Here is a 16740-nt window from a genome sequence, read left to right as displayed (position 1 = left end):
CCTTCCATGGAGCTCGACGGCGCCCGGCTGACCTGCGGGCAGGTCCACGAAGCCGGGTACGGCGGGGCCCGGGTCACGATCGCCTCGCTCGATCGGGCTCGGGCCGCGTGGGCCACCGCGCAGGGGCTCACCGGCCCCGTGTACGGCAAGAGCACCGGCGTGGGCGCCAACCGGGACGTCCTGCTGGAGGGCGGCGGCCTCGACCTGCTGCGCAGCCACGCGTGCGGCGCGGGCCCGCCGGTCGAGCCCGCCCGCGCCAGGGCGATGCTCGTGGTCCGGCTCAACCAGTTCCTCGCGGGCGGCTCCGGCGTCGATCCGGCCGTCTGCTCGGTCCTGGCCTACGCGATCAACCACGGCTACACCCCGCCCCTGCGGACGTACGGGGCCATCGGCACCGGCGACCTGACCGCCCTGGCCATCACCGCCCTGTGCCTGCTGGGCGAGCTGCCCTGGCACCACGACGGGTCCCCGGGCGAGGGCCCGCCCCGCCACGCGCTCGTCTCGGCGGACGCGCTGCCGTTCATCAGCTCGGGGGCCGCGACCCTCGCCGACGCCGCCATCGCCTGCCACCGGCTGCGTCACCTCCTCGACGCCGCCGTCGAGGTGGCCGCCCTGTCGTTCGCCGCCGTGGACGCCTCCGCCGAGCCGGTGGCCGCCGTCGTGCAGGAGGCGCGGCCCCACCCGGGCCAGGCGGTCGTGGCCGAGAGCCTGCGCGGGCGGCTGGCCCACGAGCCGGCCACCCGCGTCCAGGACCCGTACGGCTTCCGGGCCTTCCCCCAGGTGCACGGAGCCGCCGTGGACGCGCTCGGCCGGGCCGTCACCACGATCGAGACCGACCTCAACGCGGCCACCGAGAACCCCCTCATCGCCGGCGGCCTGGCCTGGCACAACGGCAACTTCCACGCGGCCGCCGTGGCGCTGGCCCTCGACGCGCTGCGGGCGGCGCTCGTCCAGACGGCGCAGCTCAGCACGGCCCGCCTGGCCACGCTCATGGACCCCGCCTACACCGGCCACCTGCCCTTCCTGGGCGACCGTCCAGGCGCGTCGGGCGTGCTCATCCTCGAGTACGTGGCCCAGGACGCCCTGGCCGACCTGCGCCATCTCGCGAACCCGGTGACGACGGGCACAGCGGTGATCTCCCGGGGCGCGGAGGACCACGCCGCGTTCGCCACCCAGGCCGCCCGGCACACACTGCGCTGCCTGGAGCCGCTGGAGATCGTGCTGGCCTGCGAGCGCACCGCGGCCGTCCGCGCGCTGCACGGGTCAGGCCCCGACCGGCCGCTCACGGGGGATCTGGAGGAGTCGCGCCGCGCCGTGTCGGGAGCCGCCACGCGGACGTGAGCGGCGGCGTCAGGAGCGCCTGGGGGGCCGAGCCGCGTGCCGCGGCGGACGTGAGCGACGGCCTCAGGAGAGGCGGGCGACCGAGCCGCGTTCCATGAGGGTGGGCTTCTGCATGACCCGGCGCCTGGTGCCCCCGTCGGCCGCGGCCGACATGAGCCGAACCGCCGCCCGCACGATGCCGTCGATGTCCCAGTCGACCGTGGTGAGGCCCGGCGTGAGCAGCCCCGACATCGGGTGGTCGTCGTAGCCCATGACCGACACGTCGCCCGGGATCGACAGGCCCAGCTCCTGCGCCGCCGCGTAGACGCCGTAGGCGATCGAGTCTGCGAAGCAGAACACCGCGCTGGGCTTGTCGCCGGTCAGCAGGTCGTGGGCGGCCGAGGTGGCCCCGGCCAGGCCGTGGGGCGCGGTGGTCAGCTCGACGTCGAGGCCCAGCCGGTCGGCCTCGGCCGTGACGTGCCTGTCGGCGGGCCGGTCGGGGGTGCTGGCCCGGGTGGGCGTCAGGACGGCGATGCGGCGGTGCCCCAGCGCCCGCAGGTGCTCAAGGGCCAGCGTGACCCCGGTGCGGTTGTCGAAGACGACCTCGCTGGCCGTGCCCGCGACCGAGTCGCCGATCGCGACGAGCGGCACCGACTCGCACAACTCGGCCCAGAATCCGGCCGCCGGGTCGATGGGCTGCACGATCAGCCCGTCGACGCGCTGGTCGCGCAGTTGCTGGGCCAGCGCGCGCTCCCTGGCAGGGTCGCCGAACGCGTCGAGGATCAGGGCATAGCGATCTTTCTCCCGCAGGCCCCTGCTGATGCCCACCGCGAGTGACTGCTGCCAGAGGTCCTCCAGCGAGCCGCACAGCAGGCCGATCATGCCGGTGCGCCCGCTGGCCAGGGCCCTGGCGATGGGATCGGCCTCATAACCGAGCTCGGCGGCGGCGGCGCGCACGCGCTCCATGGTCTCCTCGGACACCTGCAGGCCGCGCAGCGCATAGGAGACGGCCGCCGGTGACAGGCCCGTGGCCTGGGCGACCTCACGGATCGTCGCTCTCTTGCGAGGCATTACGCCAGCCTATTGCTTGCGGCCGACAGAAGCCGGTTTCCCCCCGGTGCTTGTCGGCTTTCCCTTGGGCCCCCGGCGCGGGGCCGCCCGTTGACAAAGGGGATGTGAAGCGGTTCACTGAACCGTATCACTGAAACGGTTCACAAGGTAAGCGTCACAGCGCAGGGGCGTTTACATGTATTGTGAGTAGGAAATAACGGGAGGAGGCCCGGGCCCATGAGCATCGACGTGCACCAGCACCTGTGGACGAGCGCGTTCGTCGATGCCCTGCGCGCCCGTACGTCCCCGCCCCATCTCGACGGCTGGACGCTGGTCCTCGACGGAGAGCCGCCGTACGAGGTCGATCCTGCCGACCACGAGCGGCGCGACACCAGCGGCCTGGAGCTGGCGCTGGTGTCGTTGTCGAGCCCGCTGGGCATCGAGTTCCTGCCGCCGGAGGAGTGCTGGCCGCTGCTGGACGCCTACCACGACGGAGCCCTGTCACTGGGCGAGCCCTTCGGGGCGTGGGCGTCCACCTGCCACAGCGAGCCCGACCCCGACCGGCTGGCGAAAGACCTCGACCGCGGGTTCGCGGGCCTGCAGATCCCGGCCACCGCCGTCCCCGAGGACCGGCTGCTGGAGGTGCTGACCGCCAGGGACCTGCCGCTGTTCGTGCACCCGGGGGCCGCCGCCCCCATGCCGGGCGTGCCGGCGTGGTGGCCGGCGCTGGTGCCGTACGTGCAGCAGATGCACGCCGCCTGGCACTACTTCCACGCCTTCGTCCGGCCGCGGCACCCGCGTCTGCGGGTCTGCTTCGCGCTGCTCGCGGGGCTGGCGCCGCTGCACTCCGAGCGCCTGATCACCCGAGGTGGCGGCGGACGCGGCCAGGTCGACCGGAACTTCTTCGTGGAGACCTCCTCCTACGGCCCGCGCGCGATCGACGCGATCGTCCGCGAGCTCGGCATCGACGTCGTGGTCAACGGCTCCGACGCGCCCTATGCCACGGCACCCGATCCGGGCATGGGCGCGGCCGCCGGCCACGCCATCAGGGTCGTCAACCCCCGTCGTCTACTCGGCAGAAAGGAGACTCGTACGTGAGCACGAACCAGATCCAGGACGGGGGCACCTGTGCCCGGCTCCCTGAGCGCACTCTCGACCGTCGCGAGCTGCGCGACCTGGTGAACGAACTGGCCGCACACCCGGAGGAGTGGGGCGACCAGGTCGACTTCCCGGCCGACGGAGGCCGCCACTACGCCTCGCTCTACCGCGACGCCTACGTGGACGTCTGGCTGTTGTGCTGGCGGCCCGAGGACGACACGGGCTGGCACGACCACGACATCTCCTCGGGCGCCGTGCACGTGGTGGAGGGGGCGCTGCGCGAGTGCAACCCGCGCATCGGGGGCGAGCACCTGGAGACGGTGGTGCCGGAGGGGCAGTCGTTCTCGTTCGGGCCCGACCACATCCACCGGCTCACCGGCGCGGTGGACAGGAGCGTCTCGATCCACGCCTACTCGCCGCCGCTGTGGCGGCTGGGACAATACTCGATCGACGGGACCGGCGTGATGCGCCGCGTGTCGGTGAGCTACGCCGACGAGTTGCGGCCTATGGACGAGCCGATCGCGGTGGCCTGAGCACACAGCAGCTTCCGCAGGGCTCGACGTCGGGCAGCGTGATCCACAGGCAGCAGGTCCTGCGGAAGTAGGCGTCGCCGGCCGGTTCGACCAGACCGTCGAGCGGCCGGCCCAGCTCGCGCAGCAGCCGCAGGTAGTCGCCGGGCACGATCGAGGTCAGCGGGTGGGCGATCGCCTCCGCCGTGGAGCCCCACAGCGTGCGCTCGCCCACTTTGGTCAGCGCGTTGATGGCCTCGACCAGCGGGCGCTGCCCCTCCTCGATCGCCTCGGCGACCGCGCCCGTGCCGGAGCCCCAGCTCACGCGGGTGGCGGCGAGCGTCACTCCGGCGGGCGACTCCTTGACGTACGTGTCGGCCAGGCGCATGATCGGCACCCGCCCGTCCAGCGCCCAGCCGAGCGCCACCGGCAGGGTGTGCCAGTATCCGTACGTCTTCCAGAACAGCGCAGCTCCGACGTGGCGGGGGGCGTTCCAGCGCGCGGCGGTCTCGTCGATGAGCCTGCCCAGCAGCGCGTACGGCTCGCGTACCAGCTCGGTGACCGGGGTCCAGCTCGCGTCGGGCTCGATGACGAGGCCGGGCTCCACCCCGAGCACCCCGCCACGCCCGTCGGCGACCCGCTGGAGCGTCTCGGTGAGCATCGCTGGAACCCCCGCAAGATCTAAAGGTTAGCCTTGCCTAAGGTAGCAGGGCGTCCCGCGAACCACCCAGCCAGGATCTGCAGGGCGAGCACGCCCAGGCCGGTCACCAGCGGCGTCGTCCAGCCGCCCGACACCTGCCTGAGGAACCCGAACAGCAGCGGCCCGAGCGCCGCGACCACGTAACCGACGGACTGGGCGACGGCCGACAGCGCGGTCACGGCGGCGGGGTCGGCCGGGCGCAGGGCGATGATCAGCAGCGCCAGCGCGAACGAGGCCCCTTGCCCGACGCCGAGCACGATCATCCACAACCAGGGCACGGTCATCGGGGCCAGCAGCACGCCCAGGTACCCGAGCGCGGTCAGCACGCCGGCCCCGACCACGTACGAAACCTGGGTGGCGCGGCGGCCGGCCAGGACGGGCACCGCCAGCGAGGTGCCGACCTGGACCAGGTTCGTCAGGCTGAGCAGGTAGCCCGCCTGGTCGGCGGGCAGCCCGGCCTCCTGGTAGATCGTGGGCAGCCAGGCCAGCATGACGTAGAAGGTGAGCGACTGCAGGCCCATGAGCGCGGTGACGTACCAGGTGACGCGGCTGCGGACCACGGTGCGGAACGGCCTGGGCGCGTTCTGGCCGTCGCCCCGCCCGCGCAGGGCCTGCGGCAGCCAGAGCAGCGCCGCCAGCAGCGCGGGGACGGCCAGCAGCGCGGACACGCCACGCCAGGTGAACCCGGTGGCGTGCTCGACCGGGACCACCAGCGCGGACGAGAGCGCCGCCCCGGCCACCACGCAGGAGACGTAGACGCCGGTCATGAGGTTGACCCGGGTGGGGAAGTGCTGCTTGACGATGGCCGGCATGGAGACGTTCATGACGGCGATGGCGGTGGCGGCCAGGGCGGAGCCGAGGTAGAGCACGGGGGCGCCGTCCGTGCCGCGCAGCGTGACGCCCGCCGCGATGACCAGCAGCCCCGCCAGCAGCGTGCGGTCGAGCCCGATCCGCCGCGCGAGCAGGGGGGTGAGCGGCCCGAAGACGCCCAGGCAGACCACCATGACCGTGGTGATCGCGCCGCCGCCCGCGGGCGAGAGGCCCACGTCTGTCATGATCTCGCCGAGGAGGGGGGAGACGCCCGCGATGGCCGGACGCAGGTTGAGCGCGGCCAGGGCGAACCCTGCCACGAGCAAGGCGGATCTGAACGACATGGATGACCACTCTCGCACAACCTCTTGACAACGTTGTCTACCTCGTCGGAAGTAGGAAATGATCCTGGCGTGAGACCGACGATGAAGGACGTCGCCTCGGCGGCGGGCGTGGCGCTCAAGACCGTCTCCCGCGTCGTGAACGGTGAGCCAGGCGTGCACCCGGCCACCGCCGAGCGCGTACGCGCGGCCATCGACCAGTTGGGCTACAGCCGCAACGAGAGCGCGCGGGTGCTGCGCAGGGGCACGACCGCCACGATCGGGCTGGTCATCGAGGACGTGGCGGACCCGTTCTACTCGGGTCTGAGCCGGGCCGTGGAGGCCGTGGTGATCGACCACGGCTGCCTGCTGCTGAGCGGCTCGTCCGGGGAGGAGCCTGGGCGGGAGCGCGAGCTGGTCGAGACGTTCTGCGCGCGGCGGGTGGACGGGCTGATCGTGGTGCCCGCGGGCGACGACCACACGTACCTGAGGCCGGAGCTGGAGGCGGGCACGCCCGTGGTGTTCGCGGACCGGCCGCCGGGGGCGGGGCTCGACGTGGACACCGTGCTCGCCGACAACGCGGGCGGGGCCCGGCACGCCGTCCGGCACCTCCTCGGCTACGGGCACCGCAGGATCGCCTTCCTCGGCGACGACGCGGCGATCTTCACCGCCTCCGAGCGGCTGCGCGGCTACCAGGAGGAGCTGGGCGGGCTCTTCGACGAGCGGCTCGTGTCGATGCGGCCGCCGTCGGAGGAGGCGGTCCGCGGGGACCTGGGCCGCATGTTCGCCCTCGACGACCCGCCGACGGCGCTGTTCACCGGCAACGGGCGTTACACCGTGACCACCCTGCGGGCGCTGGCGGGGCGGCGGGTGGCGCTGGTCGGGTTCGACGACTTCGAGCTGGCCGACCTGCTGGACCCGGGGGTGAGCGTGGTGGCGCAGGATCCGGCGTGGATGGGGCGGGTGGCGGCCGAGCTGCTGTTTCGCCGGTTGCGGGGGGACGGGGGGCCGCCGGAGCACATCGAGCTCCCGGTGCGGCTGATGGTGCGCGGCTCGGGCGAACTCCCACCGAGTCTCCCGACCTGAGCGCTTTCCGATCTGGGCGTCCCCCGATCTGGGCGTCCCCCGATCTGGGCGTCCCCCGATCTGGGTGCTTTTCGATCTGGGGGCCGGGGTCTGTGCCCCCAGATCGGAGCTACCGTGGTCAGGCCGGGCGCTCGTCCACTCCGACCGCGCCGACGCCGCTGGTGAAGATGCCGCCGCAGTAGCCCTGCGACTCGCCCGACCCGCCCGGCGGCAGCGTCACCCACTCGCCCACCACGTCGGGGGCCCGGCCGCAGACCACCACGGCGCGGAAGATCCAGGTGCGGCCGGTCGGGTTGTGGCAGGCGGCGATGCCCAGGTCACGGTCTTGGGCGTGGACGAACGTGACGCAGCGCAGGACCGTGGCCCGCGCCGAGGCGGACGACGGCAGCCCCGCGGACAGGAGCGCGAAGGCTCCGGCGGTCGCCGCCGCGATGCGCATTCCGGTGAACATTACCCCTCCTTGCGAAAGGATCGACCATCACTTTCCGCAGTCGATCGTACGCAAGGAGTGGCGACATTCCCATCGATTAAACGGCGCCCCGCTCGGAGCGGACGGGTCACGACTCCTGGAGGCGGCGGATCATGGCCTGCTTGGCCGTCGCGAACTCCTCGTCGGTCAGCACCCCCGACCTGTGCAACTGCCCCAGCTCCGCCAGGCGGCGCAGGACCGCGTCGTGCACGTCGTCGGAGACCGCGGACGGCGGGAGAGCCGCGGGCGACTCGGGCAGCTCGCGCGGCAACCGGGCCAGGACGGCCGCGGCGACCAGGGCGGTCGTGCCGCCGAAGCGCTGGATGCCCCAGCACACGCAGCGCAGGTCCTTCTGCGGCGACTTGGTGGGGACCTCGCCCTTGATCCGGAGGCGCAGCGTGCCGTAGCCCATGCCGGACTGCGGCTTCCACTCCACGCCTGACACGTCGGACAGCGGGTATTCCTGCGGCCCCGCCTCCTCCTTGGCCGTGCCGGCGAACCCGGTCCACTCCAGCCGCACGCGCTCGCCGTCAAAGATCGCCGTGCCGTCGCCGGCCGTGGCCGAGATCGGCACGTCGGGGACGGGCAGGAGGTAGTCGTCGCAGGGGCCGTTCGGCGTCTGGTAGACGAGCAGGGTGTCGCGGACCTCGTCGGCGAAGTATTCGGCGGCACCCGCCCGCGCCTTCGGCACGGCCAGCCGGTACGGGTCGGCCGGCGGCTCCAGCGACCCGGCGACCACGTCGGACAGCGCGTCGGCGCCCTTACGCAGCCGCAGCCGCAGGTGGCCACCCTTGCGCGCGGGCTCGAACGTCACCCCGGCCACCGCCTCCAGTGGCACGGTCACCTCGCCGAGAGTCCGGCGCAACTCGTGGACGTCTTTCCCGCTGCCGGGGATGATCCGCAGCATTTCCCCATTGAACGTCCACGACCCGTCTGGGACGGCGATCTCGGCCATATTCTCAGCCTAGGACACGCTTGCGGCACGATCACAGACGAAGGAGCGGGATGGAGATCTTCACGAGCTGGCCGTCCTGGGCGCACGCGCAGGGTCCGCTCGGCGCGGCGCTGCCGGCCACCACCGTGGACGCTCTGCGCGACGCGGTCGCCTTCGCCCGGCGCAAGCACGGGGTGCAGCAGCGGCCCACCGGGCGGCCGTACCAGGAGCATCTGCTGGAGGCTCTGGAGGTGGCCGTTTCCGGGGCGAAGCTGAGCGACCGTGACGTGCTGGTCGCGATCGTGCTGCACGACGTCCTGGAGGACACCTCGTGCACCGAGGGGGACCTCGCGCGGCGGTTCGGTCCCGAGGTGGCGGCGCTCGTGCGGTGGGTCACCAAGCCCGCCGGCGGCGCGAAGGCCGACCACCTGGCCTCGCTGGTGAAGGCGCCGCCGCGGGCCGTGCTGGTGAAGCTCGCCGACCGGGTGAGCAACGTCCAGGAGCTGCAGCGGATGCCGTGGCGGTTCCAGCGGCGCTACTACCTGGAGACGGTCGCGTACATCATGCCGCTGGCCGGGACGCACCCGTGGTTCGCGCGGTGGTTCGGGGAGTGGCGGGCGCGGTGGCGGCGGGTGGAGCGCTGGCCCGCCTAGCCGGGCTCATCCCAGCCGGGCACGCCAAGCCGGCCCGCTCAGCCTGGCCCGCTCAGCCTGGCCCGCTCAGCCTGGCCCGCTCAGCCTGGCCCGCTCAGCCTGGCCCGCTCAGCCTGGCCCGCTCAGCCTGGCCCGCTCAGCCGGGCTCGCCGGCCGGGTGTGCCGGCGGGTCGGTGGGTTCGTGCCGCCCGATCCTGGCCGCCCGGTTGCGTACGCCCTCGAAGTGCGCGTGCACGGCGGCCACGGCGGCGGCCCGGTCGCCCTTGACCACGGCCGAGTGGATGTCGCGGTGCCGTTTGGCGACGTCGGCGGGCGGTTCGTCCGGCGCCCCCAGCGCGTCGCGGAGCTGGTAGTACACCTCCCAGAACGCGCCCAGGAGCCGGCTCACCACGGGGTTGCCGAGCGGGCGGTAGAGCAGGTCGTGGAAGAGGCGGTCGGTCTCGGGGGAGACCAGGCCGGCCTCCGCCTCGGCCTCCATCCTGGCCATGACGTCGGCGACCGCGGTCAGGTCGGCCTGGGGGCCCAGCTCGATGAGGCGTTCCATGAGGCCGCTCTCCAGGATCTCGCGGATCTCGACCAGGTGGGCGAGGTGGTTCGCGCCGTTCTGGAGCGTGATGCGGCTGTGGAAGGTCAGCTCGTTCACCAGGCCCGCCAGGGACATGCTGCCCACGAACATGCCGAAGCCGTGGCGGATGTCGACGATGCCGACCGCCTGAAGGGCCTTCAGCGCCTCCCGGATGGAGTTGCGGCTGACCTGAAGCTCCTCCATCAGCTCGGATTCGGTGGGAAGGGGGTCGCCCGCCATCAGCCCGCGTCTGAGGATGAGGTCTTTGACGCCCTCCTGGGCCTCGATGGCGCGACTGGGACGCGCCGGACGCGGGGCGGTGGCCATGAAGAATCCTTTCGTCCTAGGTAACAATCCGGAAATCTTCCGTTGACCTCAAGCAGGGGCTGCGTTTAGCGTCCACCTTACGCACAAGATAGGACATGGGATGTCCCACGTTCTATGTCTTACCTCCAGGAGGCATCCGTGAGCTCTGAGTTCAGTCGCCGCGACTTCCTGCGTTACAGCGGGGCGACGGGAGCGGCGGCGTTCATCGCGGCCACGATCTCCGCGTGTTCCGGTGGCCCCGCCTCGACCGGGTCGGTCGGCGCGGGATCCAACAAGGACCTCGTCACCGCCGTCATCGGGTACGGCAACGACCAGAGCTGGGACCCCACGCAGACCGCCTCGGCGTTCGCGGTGGCCGGGATCGGCCACGTCTACGAGGGCCTGCTCGACACCGACCCGATCACGCGCGAGCCGTACCCGGCGCTGGCCACCGCGCTGCCCGCCGACCTGAACGCGACCACGTGGAAGTTCACCCTCAGAGACGGCGCCAAGTGGCACGACGGACAGCCGGTCACCGTCGACGACGTGCTGTTCACCTTTGAGCGCATCCTCGACCCCGAGGCGAACGTGCTGATCGGCAACTTCTTCAAGTCCTGGCTGCAGGAGGTGCGGAAGGTCGACGACAAGAGCGTGGAGCTGGTGTTCAAGTTCGCCTTCCCCGACGCTGCGCCCCGGCTGACGATCGCGAAGATCATGCCCAAGCACGTGTTCAGCCAGCCGGGCGCGTGGGACCAGGCCAAGAGCGGCAAGGCGGTGGGCTCGGGGCCGTACAAGCTGACGGCGCACAACCCCAAGTCCAACACCGCGTTCGAGGCGTTCGACGGCTACAACGGGCCGCGTCCTGCCACGGTCAAGAAGATGAACTGGCTGACGATCGTGGACGCCGCCGCCCGCGTGGCCAAGATCTCCGGCGGCTCCGCCGAGGCGCAGATCTCCGACAACATCCCGTACGCGAACGTCGACCAGCTCAAGCAGCAGGGCCTGACGGTCGAGGGCGGCAAGGGCATGAACCACATGTTCCTGATGTTCAACACGGGCGCCAAGCCGTTCGACGACATACGGGTGCGCCAGGCCCTGCACTACGCAATCGACAAGCAGAAGATGATCGACGTGGCGCTCAAGGGCCACGGCACGGCCTCCAGCTCCTTCCTCAACGAGGGCCACCCCGACCACAAGCGCGCCTCGGTCGTCTACGACTACGACCCGGAGAAGGCCAAGGCGCTGCTGAAGGAGGCCGGCGTCAGCGACCTGACGATCAACCTCATGGCCGTGAACGTGAGCTGGATCGTCGACTGCCTGCCGACCATCGCCGCCTCCTGGGAGGCCATCGGCGTCAAGACCACGCTGGAGCCGCAGGACACCGCCGCGCTGTTCACCAAGATGGACCAGTTCCAGGACTACCAGGTGGTCGCCGCCGCCTCGAACCCCAACCAGTTCGGCATGGACGCCGACCTGATCCTGCACTACAACTACGTGCCCGGCGGCCTGTGGATGAAGTACAGCCACTGGGACGGCACCAAGGACGCCGACAAGCTCTTCGCCATGATGGACGAGGCCGGCAAGGAGACCGACAAGGCCAAGCGCACCACGCTGATCCACGCCTACCTCGACTTCGTCGCCGAGCAGGCCATCCTCTACCCGGTCGTGCACAATGAGCTGATGACGGCCTGGGACCCGAAGAAGCTCTCCGGCATCCGCGCCCAGCCCTACCCGGGCATCAACCTGCTGCAGGCCAAGAGGACATGACGCTCGTCGCCCGGATGCTGCTGCGGCGGCTCCTCATCCTGATCCCGCTGGTGCTCGGCGTGATCGCGTTCGTGTTCATCGTCATGCGCTTCTCCAACAGCAAGCCGGAGTACGCCTACTTCCAGGGCGCGAACCCGACCCCCGAGCAGATCCACCAGTTCCAGGTCGAGAACGGCCTGCTGGACCCGCTCCCCGTCCGGTACGTGCGCTTCGTCGCCGAGCTGGCACAGGGCGACATGGGCACCAGCGTGCTGACGAAGAAGCCGGTCATCGAGTCGGTCACGACCGCGCTGCCGCTGACGTTGCAGCTCACGTTCCTCGGCCTGGCCGTGGCGGTGGTGCTGTCGGTGGCGTTCGGGGTCACCGCGGCGCTCTTCCGTGACCGCTGGCCCGACCAGGTGATCCGGGTGGTGTCGCTGGTGGGGGTGGCCGCGCCGCCGTTCTGGCTGGCGCTGCTGATGATCCAGTACCTGGCCGTCGGCGAGGGACTGTTCCCGACCAGCGGCTACATCAACCCGGCCGACTCGACCGTGGGGTGGCTGCAGTCGATGACGCTGCCCGCCCTGTCGTTGTCGCTGCCGATCGCCGCCCAGCTCACCCGCATCATCCGCACGTCGATGGTGGAGGAGCTGGACAGGGACTACGTACGCACCGCGATCGGCAGCGGCCTGCCGATGATCGTGGTCGTCGGCCGTAACGTGCTGCGCAACGCCCTCATCACCCCGCTGACCGTGCTGGGCCTGCGCATCGGCTACCTGATCGGCGGCACCGTGGTCATCGAGACGATCTACGGGCTGCCCGGCATGGGCCAGCTCATGATCAACGCGGTCCGCGACGGCGACCCGGCCGTCGTCCAGGGCGTGGTGCTGACCATCGCGGTCGGCTTCATGGTCGTCAACCTGGCCGTCGACATCCTCTACCTGCTGCTCAACCCCCGCCTCAGGAGCGCCACATGAGACAGTTCCAGTGGCGGGGCGGGCTGGCGGAGCGCCTGTCGCGGCCCGGCTTCGGGTTCCGCCGGTTGACGCCGCTGTCGTGGGTGGCGGTGGGCGTCGTCGCGCTGGTCGTGCTGGCCGCGGTGCTGGCGCCGTGGATCGCGCCGCACTCGCCGTACTTCCAGCAGGCCACGGGCGGCGGCCCGTCGGCCGAGCACTGGATGGGGCTCGACAGCGCCAACCGCGACATCCTGTCCAGGCTCCTGTACGGCGCCCGCTGGTCGCTCATCATCGGCCTCGGTGCCACCGGGCTCGCCCTCGTGGCCGGCGCGGTCGTCGGCGCGGCCGCGGCCACCTCGCGCCGGGCCGTGGACGAGACCATCATGCGCCTGCTCGACGTCGTCATGGCCTTCCCCGGCATCGCGCTGGCCGCGGTGCTCGTGGCGGTGTTCGGCGGGAGCATCTCCGTGCTGGTCATGGCCATAGCCTTCCTCTACATGCCGTCCGTGGCCCGGGTGGTGCGGGCCAACGTCCTGGCCCAGTACGGCGAGGACTACGTCGCGGCCGAACGCATCATCGGCGCCCGTACGACGCACATCATCGTCAAGCACGTCGCGATCAACTGCGCGGCGCCGGTGCTGGTGTTCTGCACGGTGATGGTGGCCGACGCGATCGTGTTCGAGGCGTCGCTGTCGTTCATCGGGGCCGGAGTGCGCCCGCCGAACCCGTCGTGGGGCAGCGTCATCGCCGACGGCAAGAACATGGTGCTGCTCGGCGGCTGGTGGGCCACGGTCTTCCCCGGCCTGCTGATCCTCATCACGGTGCTCGCGCTCAACATCCTGTCCGAGAGCATCGCCGACGCCTGGGCCGCGCCGGCCGCCCGCAAGGCCGCCGCGCGCAAGGACGACGAGTTCGAGCAGGCCCGGCCCGGCTCCGGCGAGGTCGTCGAGCTGCCCGGCCTGGCCGAGGCCGCGCGCAGGCTGGCCGAGCGGGCCCGCCCGCTGCCGCAGGGCCCGCCGATCCTCAAGGTCGAGCGGCTGCGGATCGGGTTCGCCGAGGGCGTGGACATCGTGGACGGCATCGGCTTCGAGGTACGCCCCGGCGAGGTGCTCGGCCTGGTCGGCGAATCCGGCTGCGGCAAGTCGCTGACCGCGCTGACCATCATGGGCCTGCAACCCCGCAACGCCCGCGTCAGCGGCCACATCCGCTTCGACCGGCGCGAGCTGCTCGCCGAGTCGCGCCGCGCCCGCCGCCGCCTGCTCGGGCACGAGATGGCGATGATCTACCAGGACGCCCTCTCCTCGCTGAACCCGGCCATGACCATCAGGGCCCAGCTCAAGCAGCTCACCCGGCGCGGCGGCCGGCGCAGCCCCACCGAGCTGCTCGAACTCGTCGGCCTCGACGCCCGCCGCACGCTGTCGTCCTACCCGCACGAGCTGTCGGGCGGGCAGCGGCAGCGCGTGCTGATCGCGATGGCGCTCTCGCGCGACCCCAAGCTGATCGTCGCCGACGAGCCCACCACCGCTCTCGACGTGACCGTGCAGGCCCAGGTCATCGAGCTGCTGCTGCGGCTGCGGGAGGAGCTGGGGTTCGCGCTGATCCTCGTCTCCCACGACCTGGCGCTGGTGGCCGACGTGACCGACCGCGTGGTCGTCATGTACGGCGGCCAGATCGTCGAGACCGGCGTCACGGCGACCCTGGTCGGCCAGCCCGCCCACCACTACGCCCGGGGCCTGCTGGGCTCGGTGCTGTCGCTGGAGGCGGGTGCCGAGCGGCTCACCCAGATCCCGGGCGTGGTGCCGGCGCCCGCCGACTTCCCGCCCGGCTGCCGGTTCGCCGACCGGTGCCCGATGGCCTCGGACGTGTGCCGTACCGACAGGCCCGCCCTGGAGGGGGACGACACCCACGCGGTGGCCTGCCACCATCCGGCGCAGGCGCTGGTGAGGAGTGAGCAGCGTGCTTGAGCTGAAAGACGTGCACGTCGTGCACAAGGCCCGCTCCGGCGGCGTGTTCTCGCGCGACCGGGTCCACGCGCTGACCGCCGCCGACCTCGTGGTCGCGCCGGGCGAGACGGTCGGCGTCGTGGGGGAGTCGGGGTGCGGCAAGTCCACGCTGGCCAAGGTGCTGGTGGGGCTGCAGCGGCCGACCTCGGGCACGGTGAGCTTCCGCGGACGCGACCTGTGGACGCTGAAGGAGCGCGAGCGGCGGGAGCTGATCGGGTCGAGCGTCGGGATGATCTTCCAGGACCCGTCCACGGCGCTCAACCGGCGCCTGCCCGTCCGGCAGGTGCTGCGCGACCCGCTCAACGTGCACAACCGCGGCACCGCCGCCCAGCGTGAGGCCCGCGTACGTGAGCTGCTCGAACTGGTGGGTCTGCCCGCGAGCGCGGCGGACGCGCTGCCGAGCCAGCTCTCCGGCGGCCAGCGCCAGCGCGTCGCCGTGGCCAGGGCCCTCGCCCTGGAGCCCGAGCTGGTCGTGGCCGACGAGCCGACCAGCGCCCTCGACGTGTCGGTACGCGCCCAGATCCTCAACCTGCTGCTCGACCTGAAGTCCCGGCTCGGGCTGGCCGTGGTGTTCATCTCGCACGACATCCAGACCGTACGCAGGATGAGCGACCGCGTGGTCACCATGTACCTCGGGCGGATCGTCGAGCAGACCCCGGCGCAGTCGGTGCCGCTGGGGGCGCGGCATCCGTACACGCGGGCGCTGTTCTCGGCCACTCCCGGGCTGATCTCGCCGATCAACCCGATCCCGCTGGTGGGCGTCGTGCCCTCGGCCACCAAACCGCCCAGCGGGTGCCCGTTCCGCACGCGGTGCTGGCGGGCAGATGACATCTGTGCCGCCGAATGGCCGCTCGCGCGGGCAGAGGCGGGGCACCTCTTCCACTGCCATCATCCGGTGGCGGCGGGAGCGACCGATCTCGAGCTGATCCAGGAGCGTGTATGACGAAATCCCACACCGCCGAGTCCGCGACGCTGACCGGTGTCATCCCCCCGGTGTGCACCCCCCTGAACCCTGACTTCTCGGTGGACACGGCGTCTCTGGTGCGGCTGGTCGATCATCTGGTCGACGGCGGTGTGGACGGGCTGTTCGTGCTTGGTTCCACATCGGAGGTGGCGTACCTGACCGACGGGCAGCGGCGGACGGTGCTGGACACCGTGGTCGGACACGTGGCCGGGCAGGTGCCGGTGCTGGCCGGGGTGATCGACATGACCACGCCGCGGGTGCTGGAGCACGCGCGGGTCGCGATCGAGGCCGGGGCGACGGGGCTGGTGGCGACGGCGCCCTTCTACACGCGTACGCATCCGGAGGAGATCCGCACCCATTTCAGGACCCTCGCGGCGCGGACCGGGCTGCCGGTCTACGCCTACGACCTGCCGGTCTCCGTGCACGTCAAGCTGGACGCGGGCCTGGTGCTCGACCTGGCCGCCGAGGGCGCGCTGGCCGGGGTGAAGGACTCCAGCGGCGACGAAAGCGGCCTGCGACGGGTCATCATGGGGCGGCAGGCGCCGTTCAGCGTGCTCACCGGGTCAGAGGTGACCGTGGACTCGGCGCTCTGGATGGGCGCCGACGGCGTGGTGCCCGGGCTGGGCAACGTGGACCCGCAGGGCTACGCCGAGCTGTACCGCTGCGCCGCCAGGGGCGACTGGGAGGCGGCCAGGGCCGAGCAGGAGCGCCTGGCCAGGCTGTTCGAGATCGTCCGCGTCGGCGGCGCGCGCATGGGCGGCAGCTCGGCCGGTCTCGGGGCGTTCAAGGCCGCGCTGCACCTGCGCGGCGTCATCGACTGCCCGATCACCGCGCTCCCGCAGATCCCGCTGAACGACGACGAGGTCGGCCGGATCGGCAAGCTCCTGGCGGGTGCCGGCCTACTGTGAGCGGGCCGGACTGGCCAGTTGGGCCACGTCTTCCGCGCCGTCCTCGATCAGCTTCGACGCCAGGTCCGCCAGGACCCGTCCGACGGCCAGTTCGTCCCCGATGCCGGGTACGGGCCGGTCGTCCGGGTTGCGGCGGGCGTGCGCCACGCTCTCGTGGCGTTTGCCGTCCGGGGTGTACAGGACGGCCGTGGCCGTGGTCACGGCGTCGGCGTCGTCCTCGCTGATCCAGATCTGGACATTCCACTGTTTGTACTCCATGACGACCACCTCCTCACCTCCAGGGTCTCTCCAGATGGGCCAGAGGTAAAGCTGACCTGCGCAAACCCCGCCACAGCCGGGGTTC

General features: G+C 71.7%; 17 protein-coding genes. 10 read left to right on the top strand and 7 right to left on the bottom strand.

Annotation, left to right across the window (positions count from 1 at the left end; genetic code table 11):
• Nucleotides 1-6 precede the first annotated feature (6 nt).
• Nucleotides 7-1341 carry an aromatic amino acid lyase gene (locus ABD844_RS23120; RefSeq protein ID WP_344881488.1) on the top strand — a complete coding sequence of 445 codons (1335 nt, stop codon included), beginning with the start codon at nt 7-9 and terminating at the stop codon, nt 1339-1341.
• Between the two features lie 63 nt (nt 1342-1404).
• Here the strand turns inward: ABD844_RS23120 and ABD844_RS23115 are convergent, their stop codons facing one another.
• Entirely contained in the window at nt 1405-2391 is a 987-nt protein-coding gene (locus ABD844_RS23115; protein WP_344881485.1) for a LacI family DNA-binding transcriptional regulator, read from the bottom strand.
• A gap of 216 nt (nt 2392-2607) precedes the next feature.
• Here ABD844_RS23115 and ABD844_RS23110 point away from each other — a divergent pair, with 216 nt between their 5' ends.
• A complete protein-coding gene (locus tag ABD844_RS23110) occupies nt 2608-3468 on the top strand; it encodes an amidohydrolase family protein (protein WP_344881480.1) in 861 nt (286 codons plus the stop codon).
• On the top strand, nt 3465-4001 hold the full coding sequence (locus ABD844_RS23105; RefSeq protein WP_344881477.1) for a cysteine dioxygenase: 537 nt from the start codon (nt 3465-3467) through the stop codon (nt 3999-4001). The genes ABD844_RS23110 and ABD844_RS23105 overlap by 4 nt, the downstream gene beginning before the upstream one ends.
• Here ABD844_RS23105 and ABD844_RS23100 read toward each other — a convergent pair.
• Both ABD844_RS23100 and ABD844_RS23095 read right to left on the bottom strand, forming a co-directional pair.
• Nucleotides 3973-4638, bottom strand: a complete 666-nt coding sequence (locus ABD844_RS23100; RefSeq protein WP_344881474.1) for a hypothetical protein — start codon at nt 4636-4638, stop codon at nt 3973-3975. The two genes, ABD844_RS23105 and ABD844_RS23100, sit on opposite strands and share 29 nt — an antisense overlap.
• A gap of 20 nt (nt 4639-4658) precedes the next feature.
• Nucleotides 4659-5831: a CynX/NimT family MFS transporter gene (locus ABD844_RS23095; RefSeq protein ID WP_344881471.1), complete on the bottom strand. Its 1173-nt coding sequence runs from the start codon at nt 5829-5831 to the stop codon at nt 4659-4661.
• 69 nt (nt 5832-5900) lie between these two features.
• On the opposite strand from ABD844_RS23095, the gene ABD844_RS23090 reads away from it, so the two are divergent.
• Nucleotides 5901-6893 carry a LacI family DNA-binding transcriptional regulator gene (locus ABD844_RS23090; protein ID WP_425568631.1) on the top strand — a complete coding sequence of 331 codons (993 nt, stop codon included), beginning with the start codon at nt 5901-5903 and terminating at the stop codon, nt 6891-6893.
• A gap of 118 nt (nt 6894-7011) precedes the next feature.
• Here ABD844_RS23090 and ABD844_RS23085 read toward each other — a convergent pair whose 3' ends face one another.
• Together ABD844_RS23085 and ABD844_RS23080 are read right to left on the bottom strand one after the other, a co-directional pair.
• Nucleotides 7012-7344 (bottom strand): hypothetical protein, encoded by a 333-nt coding sequence (locus ABD844_RS23085; RefSeq protein WP_344881467.1) that lies wholly within the window; start codon nt 7342-7344, stop codon nt 7012-7014.
• 106 nt (nt 7345-7450) lie between these two features.
• Nucleotides 7451-8317 (bottom strand): DUF4429 domain-containing protein, encoded by an 867-nt coding sequence (locus tag ABD844_RS23080; RefSeq protein ID WP_344881464.1) that lies wholly within the window; start codon nt 8315-8317, stop codon nt 7451-7453.
• A 50-nt stretch (nt 8318-8367) separates the two neighbouring features.
• Between ABD844_RS23080 and ABD844_RS23075 the strand changes: the two genes are divergently transcribed.
• Complete coding sequence (locus ABD844_RS23075) at nt 8368-8949, top strand: HD domain-containing protein (protein ID WP_344881461.1); 582 nt, start codon at nt 8368-8370, stop codon at nt 8947-8949.
• A gap of 136 nt (nt 8950-9085) precedes the next feature.
• On the opposite strand, the gene ABD844_RS23070 is transcribed toward ABD844_RS23075, so the two are convergent.
• Nucleotides 9086-9841, bottom strand: coding sequence for a FadR/GntR family transcriptional regulator (locus ABD844_RS23070; RefSeq protein ID WP_344881458.1), 756 nt, complete (start codon nt 9839-9841; stop codon nt 9086-9088).
• A 138-nt stretch (nt 9842-9979) separates the two neighbouring features.
• Here ABD844_RS23070 and ABD844_RS23065 point away from each other — a divergent pair, with 138 nt between their 5' ends.
• Genes ABD844_RS23065 through ABD844_RS23045 form a run of 5 tightly spaced genes read left to right on the top strand, consistent with a single transcriptional unit; the run spans nt 9980 to nt 16397 of the window.
• Nucleotides 9980-11587 carry an ABC transporter substrate-binding protein gene (locus tag ABD844_RS23065; RefSeq protein ID WP_344881456.1) on the top strand — a complete coding sequence of 536 codons (1608 nt, stop codon included), beginning with the start codon at nt 9980-9982 and terminating at the stop codon, nt 11585-11587.
• Complete coding sequence (locus ABD844_RS23060) at nt 11584-12543, top strand: ABC transporter permease (protein ID WP_344881454.1); 960 nt, start codon at nt 11584-11586, stop codon at nt 12541-12543. The genes ABD844_RS23065 and ABD844_RS23060 overlap by 4 nt, the downstream gene beginning before the upstream one ends.
• On the top strand, nt 12540-14486 hold the full coding sequence (locus ABD844_RS23055) for a dipeptide/oligopeptide/nickel ABC transporter permease/ATP-binding protein (RefSeq protein ID WP_344881451.1): 1947 nt from the start codon (nt 12540-12542) through the stop codon (nt 14484-14486). Before ABD844_RS23060 ends, ABD844_RS23055 begins: the two co-directional genes overlap by 4 nt.
• On the top strand, nt 14479-15468 hold the full coding sequence (locus tag ABD844_RS23050) for an oligopeptide/dipeptide ABC transporter ATP-binding protein (RefSeq protein ID WP_344881448.1): 990 nt from the start codon (nt 14479-14481) through the stop codon (nt 15466-15468). The genes ABD844_RS23055 and ABD844_RS23050 overlap by 8 nt, the downstream gene beginning before the upstream one ends.
• The gene (locus ABD844_RS23045; protein ID WP_344881445.1) at nt 15465-16397 is read left to right on the top strand and encodes a dihydrodipicolinate synthase family protein; all 933 of its coding nucleotides are present in this window, start codon (nt 15465-15467) and stop codon (nt 16395-16397) included. The genes ABD844_RS23050 and ABD844_RS23045 overlap by 4 nt, the downstream gene beginning before the upstream one ends.
• On the opposite strand, the gene ABD844_RS23040 is transcribed toward ABD844_RS23045, so the two are convergent.
• Nucleotides 16389-16655 carry a DUF1876 domain-containing protein gene (locus ABD844_RS23040; RefSeq protein ID WP_344881442.1) on the bottom strand — a complete coding sequence of 89 codons (267 nt, stop codon included), beginning with the start codon at nt 16653-16655 and terminating at the stop codon, nt 16389-16391. The two genes, ABD844_RS23045 and ABD844_RS23040, sit on opposite strands and share 9 nt — an antisense overlap.
• Nucleotides 16656-16740: the final 85 nt, after the last annotated feature.

It is taken from the genome of Nonomuraea antimicrobica (genome assembly GCF_039536965.1).
Lineage (GTDB): Bacteria > Actinomycetota > Actinomycetes > Streptosporangiales > Streptosporangiaceae > Nonomuraea > Nonomuraea antimicrobica.
Note: the sequence above shows the minus strand (reverse complement) of the source record. Positions and strands in the feature narration are given on the sequence as shown.